The sequence below is a fragment of the Ruminococcus difficilis genome, from assembly GCF_016680995.1.
Genome location: NZ_JAEQMG010000105.1, coordinates 1 through 13,787, shown reverse-complemented (window position 1 = coordinate 13,787; position 13,787 = coordinate 1). Strand labels below are relative to the sequence as shown.

Sequence of the window (13,787 nt, the reverse complement as noted above, 5' to 3'; positions counted from 1 at the left end):
TTCTTTTCTAAAGTATTATTCAGCAGGGTTGGATGGATCCGATTGGCTCTCCCCCGCCTTTTCCTGCTGCTCACGGATCATTTTGAGGAGCGTGCTTTGCTTGACCATCTTGCCGTTATGGAAGATGTAATCATCGGTATCCTTCAGTGAGCTGATATCGATATCGGAAAAATCATCCTTGACAGGCTGAGCCGCTTGCGCCGCCTTCTTTTCCTCCTGCTCCTTGAGACCCTTTTCGATCTTCTCTGTCAGCTCGCCGCTGATATCCTCTTTGTTGCGCATGATGTTCGTCATTCCGTCATAGATGAAGAAAACGATCATGAATGTCACGGCTGCGGGAAGCAGCAGCGCCCATAATAATGAAACAACGATCGCCAGTACGGTCGCCGAGCGGATAAAGGCGACAGCGGTAAAGCAGATACCGAACACGACGCCTGCCGCGATAGTCGCAAAAATATTGTTCTTGAATTCACCGAACGACATCAGCAGGCTGTTTTTGTAGATGTATCTCAGCGGCAGATCATATGTCACGCTCATCAAGGGGATGTAATAGATCGTAAACAACAGCATCAGCGCGATGAGGATGCTGAAAAACAGCAGTACATAGAAGAACCATCCCGACGATAAAAAGCCGACATAGACAGATACCGCCAAGGTGCTGAACGTCACAATGATGTAGATGATGATGCCGTGCACCAGAAAATGCCCAAAGTTGCTTTTGATTGCCGAGAAATAGGTTTTGACTACCTTTACCTCGGTATCCCCTCTTGCGATATTCCGGCATACCATCACGACGCCGGAATAAAACGGATACAGCAGGATGATCGCCGTCAGAGAAAGCGGCAGGCTGATCGCGCCGTGAAACAGCACGTTATTCAGCGCGTACAGCGCGCCGAACACGATCGCCGACGGGATCGCGAACAGCAAATTGGTCAAGAGAATACGATGAAAATTTGAAAAAAAGCGTTCCAGCAATAATTCAAATCTCATCCTTTTTCTTTCGTTTGTCATATTTTCCTCATCAAAAATGAAATTTATTCGCGAACAGAATCCACAGAACCATATCGGTGACAGCGCATACGCCGACCGATAAGAGCGCGAACATCGTTTGCTTTAAAAACAGCTTCAAGCGTTTTCTCAGCTCAACTTCGGTATCGTGACCGAACACGGAAAGCCGCAGAAAACACAGTGACATTCTGAATCCGCGGGTCGCGTAGCGGATCAGCGCGAACAGGAACAGTACCGTTCCCGGCAATACGACCAGAATATAAAATCCGATCCCCGCCAGCTGATACTGCGAAAAGATAAACGCCGAGGACAATCCGACCGTAAAGCCCTTTAACGCGCTCAACAGCGGGACAGTCGTGATTCCCCAGACCGATAACGCCGAGAGAAACACGCAGAAGATAAACAGAAAGTAGGATACAAAGCAGGAAATGAAGATATCAAACACGCTCATGTCCATGCGCGCGTCGATGTTGGTAATGAACAGCAGATCCAGCTTTTCAAATACTTCCCGGCTGAAGCCTCGTCCGGTCGCGGCGCCGACGATCAAGCCGATCAAAAACGCCGCGGCAAACGCAGACTGTATCCCGAAACGCGCGACCAGCTGTTTGATATCATAGCCGCGGTGCTTGATATCGGGAAGGCGCAAAGCCTGATGATTGTTTCCGATTGTAAATACAAAGCCCTTCATAGTATCACCCGATACATCATATGAGGGCTTGTATCATTTTATGTGTGGAAGGACGGGTCGTAGGCGCATTTGAAGCTGATCGGGTATTTATAATCACCGTAATCCGCTTCATAATCGCCGTAGAAGAACATTTCGGTCTCATCGACACGGCGGTACAACAGACCGTAGATACAGCTGCCGCCCGCGTGATGATACTGACAGAACTTATCGATGAAATACTGTTTGTTGATATAGTTGAAATCGTATACGCCGTTATGGGAACAGCTGAGCAGCGCGTCGATCAACTCGTCGTCATAGAATAGCGGACCCGTACCGTTGTTATAGGTGAAGCACACCAGCGCGTCAAACTGCTGTTGATTGAATTCGACATCATTATCCATCAGGAAGTAGTTGACGTCAGAAGTATAACCCGCGTTGTTGACATTCTGCACCAGATACGCGTATGCCTGAGTCTTTGTCAGGTTATTATAGAACTTATCTCCGGTAAAGACCAGTACACCGTAGCCGAGCGTCGGATCATCGTGCGTGATCGGATCGATATATACTGTGGGCGAGAAGCCCTCAAAGGTCGCGATCAGATCGATCAGATCATCGGAGGCGCGTCGTCTTGCGTTGACAGTCGTGGTCATATTGTTGGAATTGGTGACATAGGCGGTTGTTTCGCCGTCCTTGCAGGAATACCAGCCGGGCTGGTTTTCGAACTCAGAATATGCCTTGACGTCATAGGTGCCGGCGCTGGAGAAGGAGGTCGTTCCCTTCCAGACGTAGGTATTGCCCTCTTTGACCTTGGAGGTCGCGTCGACATAGCGTGTGGTGGAGCCCATGTCAACGGCGAAGCGCACAGCGGTACGCATTGTATCGGTGACGCAGATGAGCGTTACGTTTTGATTCTTCGCGGCACAGTTCGGCGATGTATAGGCGAACTGAACGGGATAGGAGGATTCGACCGTCACCAGACAGGTAGCGGCGCCGGAGGACGTCTGGACGGTGATGACGGCGGTACCCGCCTTCACGCCGTAAACCAAGCCGTAGCCCTTTTCATTACCCACAGTCGCGACGGATGTGTCGGAGCTTGACCATGTGACGCCGGAGGTGGTGCTCTTGAGCATGATGGTCATAAATCGGTCTACCGAACAGGTCTTGTGGGAAAGATTGACGGACGATCCGTTTCTGACCGTGATCGTACAGGTGGCGGACTTGGTGGAGGTGCTCGCCGTGATGGTAGCCGTACCCGCTTTGACAGCGGTGACGATACCGGAGCTGTTGACGGTAGCCACAGAGGTATTGGAGCTTCTGAAGCTCACAGATACGTTCGAGGTGGCTTTCAGATGATAATAATTGCCTGTATATACCGTAGCGGAGCTTGCGCTCAGCGAGAGTGTTTCGGGCGCGGAGGTCGGCTTCGGAGCTGTTGTGGGAGCCTGTGTCGGCGGTTGTGTCGGAGCCGCGGTGGGTTTTTGTGTCGGTTTTTGCGTCGGAGCGGGCGGATCGGTAGGCTCATCGGTGGGCGCTACGGTCGGTTTTTCGGTGGGAGCGTATTCCTCACCGACATATACGGTACAAGAGAGATTCTCGCCCGATACGCTGTCATATACGCTGATCTTCGCGCTGCCGTTCTTCTTGGCGAACACATAGCCGGTGTTGTTGACCTGCGCAACGGTGCTGTCTGATGAGGTGAATTCCGCGCGCGCGTTGACGGTATGCGAGTAAGCGTCGGTCACATTCAGCAGGAAGCGCTCATTGATCTTGAGGTATACGGTGTTCTTGTTCAGATAGATGTGCCGCACACCCGCCTTGACATTGGTATCCGATACATTCGGTATGCCGTCGAGTGATATAGCGCGATGGGCGTAGCCGGTGTCGGCAAGCTCCTCTTCTACAGCCGCGCCGATATCAGCTTCATCGGATTCAGCGGCGGATGCCGTGGGATAGGCGCATAGAAACATCGAGATCAACACCGAAACCACTAACAGGATCGCCGTGATCAAATCGATTCGTCTTTTCATACTCTCACCGCCTTATAAAATAACATTTATATGATACTATTTTTCAGCCCTATTTGCAATGTCGGTTACAGCTTTGTATTTTTATTCAGCTTATTATGCCACTTGAACAGGTAAAGTGTTACAAGCTTTGTAATACATAGATCGTAAATCACGAAGGCGATATTGCCGATGATCAAAAAGACCCACGGCAGATAAACGCCGAATATCGTGAAGCTCTCTTTCGGAATCGACAGCAGCGTCATGCCGACAAAGAACGCCGCGATGATACAGACGTTGAACAGCGCGAGCTTGACGATATACTGCACGACCTTGGAGGGGATCCGTTCGATCACGCCCTTGAGGATCGGATAGAATCCTAAAAATGCCGTATAATACAAAGCGGCTTCTTTATCCGTCAACAATAAAAAGGATAAGACAGCCGTAACAAAATACACCGCGATCGCCCAGCGAAAACCGAGGTTGAATACAAGCAGGATCAGCAGTATCCCAGCAAAGCACGGAAATGCGTAAGTGCCGAAAGGGATCACCGACGTCAGAAGCATAAGGACAAGGCTGAGGGCGGCAACCACGCCGCCCAAAGATACTTTCATCGAAGTTTTCATTATCTGCAACCTGCCGAACAACAATTACACAGACAGTTGGCGCACAGCATACCGGTGCAGATATCGCATCCGGAACAGCCTGTCCCCGTACCCATGGTGTTATAACCGGGGTTATTATAGGAGCGGCGGGCGTTCATATTGTTGAACGCGGCGCTGAATTCGGGATTTGACGGATCCATCTGATACGCTCTTTGAAAATAGCTGAACGCCTGATCGTTCCATCCCTTGCGCGAAAAGACCATACCCATCAGGAAGTACCATTCCGCGTCACGATTCGTTTCGGGCGTACCGTTAAGCAGCTCCATCGCGTCGTCGAGTCTGCCGTTCATGATATACTGGCGCACATCGGGATAGGACGTCCTGCGATAGGAGTTCCCGGTGCCGTAGGAGCCGTTATACGAGGAGCTTTGGGAGCCGTTGCGGCGCATATCACAGATCTGATCGTACGCCTCGTTGACTTCCTTCATTTTTTCCTCCGCTACGTCGGCAAGCGGACTGTCGTTGTAGTTGTCGGGATGATATTTCTTCGCTAAATTGCGATATGCGGTTTTGATCTCTTCGTCGGTCGCGGTCTCGGGGACGCCGAGTACCTCATAAGGATTTTTCATTTAATCCTCCGTTTTCATTGGCAGCATTGTATTTGCTGATGATCTTCTTTTGTATATTCACACAGGATATGCACAGCACATTTTGGATGATGCTGTCATACCTGCCTTTGTCGAGCAGTCCGTAGGATAACAGCGCGTCGGACAGCGCGTGATTGAGATTTGCCTCCATATAGGCGGATAAATCATCCTTGCCATCCAAGAGAAAAGGATTGAAGTTGTGGTGCTTTTGATCCTTTTCATAGTCGTCACAGGCGTCGATCAGATAGATCCAGCGCCCGATCGCGTAGCCCATCGACTGCAGGATGCGCTTCGTGTTATCCTTTTGAAGCGGCTCGCGAAGAGGGATGTATTCTGTCAACAATCCACACATCTCTCGAAGCATCGTCGCGGTCGGGTCAGCCGCCTGATCGAGGATGCAGTTTTGATCTTTCTCTGCCTCGATCTGCCGATCCATCATCTTCGACACACTCTCGTCGATCTCGGGATATTTCTTTGCCGCTTTTTTGCGCCAGCTTGAGAAGAACGGCTGTACCAATCGGTACAAGATCCGTTTGTACCACGGCGAGTCCAGCAGATTATCCTTGAGCTTATAATAAGCGGAGATGACCGATAACGCCGCCGCTAATGAGAAAGCCAAGCTCTGTGTGTCGGCATAATGACACTTCTTGAAGGGGTTGAACCGACATCTGCCCTCTTGATAACAGGGCGGTTGTTCGTTGAGATCCAGCGCCATCATCGCGTAGAAGGTACAGTCATAACTGAGGATCAGCCGCGCGAAGATGGAATAATCCTTGCCGAGCTGTCTGCACAGCGTGCAATATATGCCGTTATAGGCTTCAAATTCTTTGCCGAGCAGATTTGCCTGATCAACCTTGATATAACCGAACAAGTCCTTCTCCCCCATATTATTTTCAATATTTTATCATATTTTGCCGCCGTATACATTAACAATATATGAATTTTCCTGTTGATACGGTTGTATTTTTCGCAAAACAGCGCTATAATAGAGCCGTTTCATGATTACACTGATTATTAACAAGGATAACAATTATGAATGTATATGATTTTGACGAGACCATCTATCATGGCGATTCCACGCGCCATTTCTTCTTTTGGTGCTTTCGGCATCATCCGAAAACCCTGTTGTATGTACCGTTGATCGGGTTTTCTACCCTGCGTTACTACGCCTTTCATATCGGTACCAAGACCGAATTCAAGGAACGGATGTATCGGTTTTTGAAGGTGATCAACGGCGAAGAGGATGTGAAACGATTCTGGCGGGAGAAGATCGGCGGGATCAAAGAATTCTATCGAAAGACCCATCGGGATGATGATGTGATCATCTCCGCGTCCCCCGAGTTTTTGCTCAAGCCGCTGGAAGATAAGCTGCATATCACGGTGATCGCGTCCAAGGTCGATATCCGTACCGGCAAATACGACGGGCTCAACTGCTATCATGCCGAAAAGGTCAAACGCTTCCGTGAGCTTTATCCCGACGGTCATATCGAGAGCTTTTATTCGGACAGCTATTCGGATGAACCGCTGGCGCTGTTGGCGGATAAAGCGTACATCGTCAAGGGCGAAGAGCTGAACGACTGGGATTTTAATCAACACAAAAAGAACCTGCGAACATAAAAATGACCCTCTTGCTTTGTCGGCAAGAGGGTTCTGTTATGTGATGGCTAATCGTTGCAGCCGCAGCCGCAACCGCCGCCGTTATCGGGATTATTCTCCACAACATTCGGCGGGAAGAATTCGTCTGTCGGGAAGTCGAGGCGCGAGAACATCTCGCAGGGGCTGTCGGTCGAGCTTTCACAGCGCTTTTCGGGAATACAGAAATCGTAGGACGGGATCAGCATCTGCACATTGCGCAGGAGCTGTACGATAGAGAATACGCCGAGGGTCGCGAGCACAACGCGCTCTCCCCTCTCGCTGATATTGCCGCCGATCTGCTGCAGCACCGCGGACGGGATCTTGTGGCACACCTTGTGACAGGGCTTTTTGCCTTTGACATTAACTGCCAACGCGATCGGCTTCGCGACCTGTACATTGGCGGTCGGCAGACTGCGGGCAGGCGTGTTCTGTGTATCATAATCATCCGCCGTCATATCCGACGAGAATACGCGGACATTGCCCTCCGAGCCGTACAGGATCACCTTTTTGTCCGAGATACACAAGCCCTCGACCTGCTGAGGCGCGGTGTTGGGAGAGGAATAGACGTCCAGTGTGACGGAAAAGAAGAAGGTGATGTCGATGGAATAGAAGCCGCGGTTAAAGGGTACCGGCTCGATATCCAACATCACGTTCAGTACATCCGCGTTACGGATACGGACGTTGACCGCGTTGTCGATCAGCGCCTGTGAAGCGTCGCTGAGATAGACAGGAAGGTCGGACAGACAGTCTTTGTCGCCGCAGCTGTCATATACGCGCCTGGCGTCAATGCAGACCGGTTCGCCCTGAGTACGCGCGGATGCCGTTTCATTTACATTATCAGGCATAAGTAAAACCTCCAAAAAATGTATTTGATGGATTACATCATTACATAATACGGAGGTTTTCTTGTTTTGTGAATAATAAATCGATATGGGGCTCCCTTTGGTAAAGGTGCTCCCCGTTGGGGAGACGTCGCGCAGCGACAGAGGGGGAGCCGCTTCCGGCGAGGAGGCTGTCGCCTGTTGGCGACTGAGGGATTGTATCAATCAACCGACTTCAGCAAATTCGGCGAGTGGCAATCTCAACATATATGTTAACTTATTTTATGATCTCCATCTTGGCAAAGTTCGCCATCAGCGTTTTGGTGCCGACCTTATCAAAGGCGATCTCCAGCATGGTATCGTTACCCATCGGCGTAGCGGTAAGTATCATTCCCGTGCCGAAAACCTTATGATAAACGGTATTGCCCACGCTGTACTTGTTGGTAGTGGGCTTTGTAACTGGCTTTTTCTTTGCGAAGGGATCGAACTTTTGCTGCGGCTGATACTCAAATTTGTGGTTGGCGTAAACATTTTCGTTACCCGTTCTCTCAACCAGCTCACCGGGAATCTCGCTGACAAAGCGCGATTCACGGTTATGGGTCGTGGAGCCGAACAGCATACGCTCACGCGTCTTGATCAAATAGAGCTTTTCCTTTGCGCGGGTGATGCCGACATACGCTAAGCGGCGTTCTTCGTTCAACTCGCCCGCCTCCATGATGGTTGCCATCGACGGAAATACGCCGTCCTCCATACCGGGGATGAAAACGACCGGGAATTCCAGACCTTTCGCGGAATGGAGCGTCATCATCACGACGCTGTCGGTCTCGGCGTCATAGTTGTCGATATCCGTCATCAGAGAGATCTCTTCGAGGAAAGCGCCGAGGGTCGCGTCATCACCGTAATCCTCCTGGAACTTGATGATGTTGGAGGACAACTCGTCGATATTCTCGATACGCTGTTCGTAGTCATCCTTCTCGGCGATCAGGTAATTCTTGTAGTCGGTATGCTCTAATATCAGGTTGTATAATTCTGCAATAGAATAATCACCCGATTCCGACGCTTCGATCAGACCGTCGATGAGCTTGGCGAAATTCTCGAGCTTCACAGCGGCACGGGATAAGGTGGGATAATCGGAGGCGTGCTTGATGACGGAATAGACGCTTTCTCCGATCCCGGCGCCGATCTCGGCAACCTTTGTCATGGTCGCTTCACCGATCGCGCGCTTGGGCTTGTTGATGATGCGGCGCAGACGGATATCGTCATGAGGATTGTTGATAACTTGTAAATAGGACGTCATGTCCTTGATCTCTTCACGGTCATAGAAGCGGTGACCGCCGATCACGCGGTGCGGGATTCCCGAACGGGATAATGCCTGCTCGACCGCGTTACTCTGGGCGTTCATGCGGTAAAGGATCGCGTAATCGGAGAAGCTGCGTCCCGCGGCGGCGCCGTCAAGGATGGTGCGCGCGATATACATCGCCTCTTCCCTCTCGTTCGGCGCGGTATGCACGGTGATGCGCTCACCCTGCGGATTCTCAGTCCATAAGGTTTTGCCCTTGCGCTCGACATTGTTCTTGATCACATGGTTCGCCGCGTCAAGGATGGTGCCGGTACTGCGGTAATTCTGCTCCAGACGAATGACGACAGCGCCCTTGAACTCGCTCTCAAAGCTGAGGATGTTTTCGATCGTCGCGCCGCGGAAACGATAAATACTCTGGTCGTCATCACCGACGACGCACAGATTGTTTCTCGCGCGGGAAAGCAGACTGATCAATTGATATTGACTCTTGTTGGTGTCCTGATACTCGTCCACCATGATGTATTTGAAACGGCGCTGATAGAATTCGAGCACATCCTGATTCTGCTCAAACAGCTTGATAGTGTTGCAGATCAGATCGTCGAAGTCCATCGCGTCAGAGGTCAGCAGGCGCTGTTGATACAGCTCATACGCCTGCGCGATATACTTCAACCGGCTGTCATAGGAAGCGTCGGTCTTGACGTCTGCCGGTTCCTTCATCTTATCTTTATACTTTGAGATCTCGTTGAGGACGGTTTTATGAGAAAGGAACTTCTCGTCGATGTTCAGCTGTTTCATGATCTCTTTCATCAAGCGGCGTGAATCATCGGTATCATAAATGGTGAAGTGGCTCGTAAAGCCGAGTCGGTCGCCCCAGCGTCTGAGAATACGCGCGCAGGTGCAATGGAAGGTCGCCGCCCATACTTCCTCGGCGCCCTCGCCGCCGACGGCTTCGATCCTTTCTTTCAGCTCACCCGCCGCCTTATTGGTGAAGGTGATCGCGAGAATCTGCCACGGCTCGGCAAGCCCCGCCTTGATGATATACGCGATACGGTTGACCAGTACGGTGGTCTTGCCCGAGCCCGCGCCGGCTAAGATCAGCACGGGGCCTTCCGTCTGGAAGATCGCCTTTTGCTGCATATTGTTCAGCGAAGAAAACTGTGCTTTGATTTCATCTATATTCGTCATATTATCCCTCTGTCACTAAATTCGAGACCCATTGTATCACATCAAAATCATTCTATAATTCTTGTTGATAATGATAATAATTTCAATGTTGTAACAAAAATAGAGCGGTTTGAAACGCTCTCCGGGATAGTTGTTGATCCCGAACTTATTGTTAAAAATATGTTTACAATTATCATTTTTTCTGATTATAACTGAATAATCGCGACATTGAGGGGATGAATTTTGCTTCGACGCTTTTTTATATGTCACACTTGATGTCACACTCACCGCTTTTGGGGGTATATAAGGTAAAATCCTCATTGATCATCAAATCTTTTCACATCTTTATACAAAAGGGATCTGTATTCCCATATTGATAGAAACAAAACTCTCATAGCAAATTCCAAGGAGGAGATTATGATGAAAAGATTTTTATCCGTTATGAAGCTGTTTCTCAGTATTATTCTGGTCACAGTTCTTTTGGTTTCCGTTTTCGCGGGATTCTTTGTACCGACAGCGACTGCCGCCAATGTGTCTGCACCCGGATTTACGGAGATCGAGGCGATCGACGGCGGGATCAGGTTTACATGGGACAGTAAGGGCAACGATGTTTTGTACCGCGTTTATTACAAAACCTCGAACGGTTGGAGTAAAATGACAACTACCGCTAATACGTCTTTTGTTGAACGCGATGTTCACGCCGGTAAGGGCTATACCTATACGATCCGATGTATCAATAAAGATGAAAAGACATTTGCTTCCGGTTTTAATTCATCAGGTTGGTATGTGAAATACTATGATATGCCTGTAGTAGGCAAAGTGACAAGCAAGCGTAATAATGACGATACCTATACCTACCGCTTTTCATGGACGAATACAGCGCCGAAGTATACAATTGAAATGCGTTATGCAGGAGAGAACACATGGAGAACGATCGCCACGGATTACACCGGTACGTCATTTGAGCATACGCCTACGTCACCTGAGCTTAGCGACGTCACACGCCTGCGCGCCTATCGTGTTTACGCGACCGACGGCAGATACAAGCTGAGCGATGCGGGTGTTACACCGTATCATATGCCAAAGGATTATTCCGATACGCTCGAGTATCGACCGATGATCACCGATGCCGCGGGCTGGTATTACGCGCTGATGTGGTCGATGGATATCTATGATTCCGATTTCTCGGAGTGTCCGGGTTATATCGGCGATGGGGCTTCCTCCGTGATGAAAACAGCCTATGACAATGGCTTTTATAACGCCGGAACGCGTGAACGTCTGGTTTCGTTAAGGAATACCGCGCCCACCAGACAGTTTATCGCGAACAGCCTCAAGCTCGCGTATCGATATCCGACAAAACCGATCAGCTCGATCCATAATGCTGCGAACAATACATCCATGCTGACCAGATCGGGCGATTATTATTATGCAAAGGATACAACCAATCGAAGTATCAATACAGCGGCGCATTACGGTTGGTTTTTACCGGATTATTACGGAAAGCTGTATCCGAATCGTTTGGTCACTGCCGATGAGATGGATCACTGTATCGAATGCTTGAAGCTGTATAAAAAGTGGCACGGCAAACAGCTGGTCACTTTCGGCGACAGTATTATACACGGTCGCGGTGATCCCATCAACAGCAATCAGGGTTATAAGGATACACTCCCGGATAATCAACGCAACAATTATCCGGAAAAACGGTATGCTCGTTACGATTATACACGTTATGAAGGGGTCTGTGATATGATCGGTACAAAGTACGGCATGAAATATATCGATTATTCTTATCCCGGCGCCACGATGGCAGTAGAGCTTTCTCCTAATACAAGCAGAGGATCTTCGGCAGAATGGCAATTTGCGTTTGACGCTCCTTATAAATCTCATATCCCCAATCAAGTGAGAACGGCTATCAGAGAAGGTCAGCAAGCGGATTTGATTATATTCAACGGCGGTACAAACGATACCGGTTTAGATAATATCAGATATTCTGTACAAAAGACCGGTCGTGTATATGATTATGATTACTGCCCTGCAAACGAGTATTCGGGTTGGTCTGAGAGAACGGAATACCATAATCTGTACGGTCACAGAAAAACGTTATTGCCGGCGTATTATGCAACTGAAAGCTCCTTTGAGTCGGGCTTTACAAAAGCAATAAAGCTCATGGCGGGCACTGACTCCGAGGCGAAAAACAGCAAAATGAAAAATGCTCCTATTATTTATGTACGTTCACATGAAATGGCTTGGGGTACGAAATATAATCAAAGAATCTATGGCACAGGAGCATGTGATTTGACGAAAAAATACGGCGGGAATAGATCCTATATAGCTGATTTATATCGTTCCGGATTGGACGGTGATTATCGCTATTGCTATCAGAATTATATTTTTGATGATGACGGCGTTAACAATCGCGGTATCCATCCGAACGGTCGCGGCTTGGCAAAGTTTTACATTCCTCAAATCGAAGAGCAAATGATGAATATGGGATAATGCACTGACGCTTATATTGCGGGCACGTTCGCCTTCAAATCCTGTCACCTCTCCGACTTTCGGAGATAATAGAAAAAAGGACACTCACATGAGTGTCCTTTTTTCTATGGTCGAGGTGACGACGTTGAATATGGAGATCACATTCATATCGCATGATGTACGCTGCTCCTGACTTGCCTTTACCTAACTCCACGGGCTAAAAACAGTCCGCCGGACTGTTTTCTTAACGCCCTTTCAAATCCTGTCACATTCCTATTTCGACCAAATAAAAAGGACTGCCGAAGCAGTCCTTTTTATTTGGTCGAGGTGACAGGATTTGAAATACCAGATACGCATTACATAATTTTTCATAAATCTTCAAAACCCCACATTTAATGCGCTTTCTGTGTAGTGTTGAAAACATATCTTTTCATTTCATTTCACTTGATTTCATAAAGATATTGACAAAAATATTGACAGAATTCTTGACAAATTATTATAGGAAGAAACATGGTTTCAGAACTTTCATCAAATTCAGTATTTCTTTATGAGATTATCTATGACACTATTATATCAGTTTTATTATCAAAAATCAAACTAATTCCACCCTTGTTCTAGGGTGGAACGACCAAACGCCCAATTTGCCCAGTATTCCAGTGGAGTCGTGAAAACGAGTTCACGACTCCACTGGAACCTGCATGCTAATTCTGGCGAATAACACGCATTACTGGATTGGGCGTTTGGTCTAAATGAAAGGAAATGGTCGTATGTCTAATTATGTAGCTCATAAAAAGGGAATGAATCTTACCGAATTTGATAACGAGGTTCTAAAGATTCTATATAAAGTTGAATTTGCAAATGTCAAACATATAGCGTTAATTACAGGTGAAAATATTGATTACTGCACTGGGAGATTGAAGAAGCTAGCGAGAGAAAATTATATCGTCAGACTTTCTTTGAAATCTAATGAATTGGCTATAAACTATATTACAAAAAAAGGTGTTACAACAGTAGGATTACCACCGCGAAACGTGCGACCACCTACTTTGGGTCGATATGAACATTCTCTTGGTTGCGCTGATATGTATGTCTATTTCTGTTTGCTCCGTAAGCTCAAAGATGGTAGTTTTGCACGTTTCGTTCGTTTCGGTGACATCATATCCGAACGAGATTTTAACGCCGTTCGCGAACTAAAGGAAATCGGCAAGAAAAAGAACGGACAATCCATTTTGAAATCACTTGACTTTGACATTCATCGCCCAGATGGTTACTTTGTCAAAAACGGCAAGTATTATGCCCTCGAATTTGAACGCACCCCCAAAAGCACTTATGATAAAGTTCGTGATAACGCACTGGATAACTGCAAAAGGTTTTCAAAGCAATTTTGGGTATATGATTCTAAATCGGTGTATAACTACTTGAAGAAAGCCCAAGCTGAAATTGGTGCTGACAAGCTACAAAT

Annotated in this window: 11 protein-coding genes; 3 read left to right on the top strand and 8 right to left on the bottom strand. The window is 48.2% G+C overall.

What is annotated here, in order from left to right:
• Positions 1 to 15: 15 nt before the first annotated feature.
• The 6 genes from JKK62_RS10210 to JKK62_RS10185 all read right to left on the bottom strand — a co-directional run bounded on the left by JKK62_RS10210 (position 16) and on the right by JKK62_RS10185 (position 5,816).
• Positions 16 to 990 (bottom strand): DUF624 domain-containing protein, encoded by a 975-nt coding sequence (locus JKK62_RS10210; protein ID WP_201427799.1) that lies wholly within the window; start codon positions 988 to 990, stop codon positions 16 to 18.
• 31 nt (positions 991 to 1,021) lie between these two features.
• Positions 1,022 to 1,696, bottom strand: coding sequence for a stage II sporulation protein M (locus tag JKK62_RS10205; RefSeq protein ID WP_201427798.1), 675 nt, complete (start codon positions 1,694 to 1,696; stop codon positions 1,022 to 1,024).
• Between the two features lie 38 nt (positions 1,697 to 1,734).
• On the bottom strand, positions 1,735 to 3,702 hold the full coding sequence (locus JKK62_RS10200) for an Ig-like domain-containing protein (RefSeq protein ID WP_201427797.1): 1,968 nt from the start codon (positions 3,700 to 3,702) through the stop codon (positions 1,735 to 1,737).
• A 65-nt stretch (positions 3,703 to 3,767) separates the two neighbouring features.
• Positions 3,768 to 4,292 carry a hypothetical protein gene (locus JKK62_RS10195; protein ID WP_243411820.1) on the bottom strand — a complete coding sequence of 175 codons (525 nt, stop codon included), beginning with the start codon at positions 4,290 to 4,292 and terminating at the stop codon, positions 3,768 to 3,770.
• Positions 4,293 to 4,303: 11 nt separating this feature from the next.
• Positions 4,304 to 4,912, bottom strand: coding sequence for a J domain-containing protein (locus JKK62_RS10190; protein WP_201427795.1), 609 nt, complete (start codon positions 4,910 to 4,912; stop codon positions 4,304 to 4,306).
• Positions 4,896 to 5,816 (bottom strand): DUF5685 family protein, encoded by a 921-nt coding sequence (locus JKK62_RS10185; protein WP_201427794.1) that lies wholly within the window; start codon positions 5,814 to 5,816, stop codon positions 4,896 to 4,898. The genes JKK62_RS10190 and JKK62_RS10185 overlap by 17 nt, the downstream gene beginning before the upstream one ends.
• Positions 5,817 to 5,962: 146 nt before the next feature.
• On the opposite strand from JKK62_RS10185, the gene JKK62_RS10180 reads away from it, so the two are divergent.
• On the top strand, positions 5,963 to 6,547 hold the full coding sequence (locus JKK62_RS10180) for an HAD-IB family phosphatase (RefSeq protein ID WP_201427793.1): 585 nt from the start codon (positions 5,963 to 5,965) through the stop codon (positions 6,545 to 6,547).
• A gap of 47 nt (positions 6,548 to 6,594) precedes the next feature.
• On the opposite strand, the gene JKK62_RS10175 is transcribed toward JKK62_RS10180, so the two are convergent.
• Positions 6,595 to 7,410 carry a hypothetical protein gene (locus JKK62_RS10175; RefSeq protein ID WP_243411819.1) on the bottom strand — a complete coding sequence of 272 codons (816 nt, stop codon included), beginning with the start codon at positions 7,408 to 7,410 and terminating at the stop codon, positions 6,595 to 6,597.
• Positions 7,411 to 7,663: 253 nt separating this feature from the next.
• Complete coding sequence (locus tag JKK62_RS10170; protein ID WP_201427792.1) at positions 7,664 to 9,871, bottom strand: ATP-dependent helicase; 2,208 nt, start codon at positions 9,869 to 9,871, stop codon at positions 7,664 to 7,666.
• Positions 9,872 to 10,267: 396 nt separating this feature from the next.
• Between JKK62_RS10170 and JKK62_RS10165 the strand changes: the two genes are divergently transcribed.
• Both JKK62_RS10165 and JKK62_RS10160 read left to right on the top strand, forming a co-directional pair.
• Positions 10,268 to 12,346, top strand: a complete 2,079-nt coding sequence (locus JKK62_RS10165) for a hypothetical protein (protein WP_207752172.1) — start codon at positions 10,268 to 10,270, stop codon at positions 12,344 to 12,346.
• Between the two features lie 746 nt (positions 12,347 to 13,092).
• The coding region (locus tag JKK62_RS10160) for a hypothetical protein (protein WP_201427790.1) at positions 13,093 to 13,787 on the top strand (695 nt) is incomplete at its 3' end.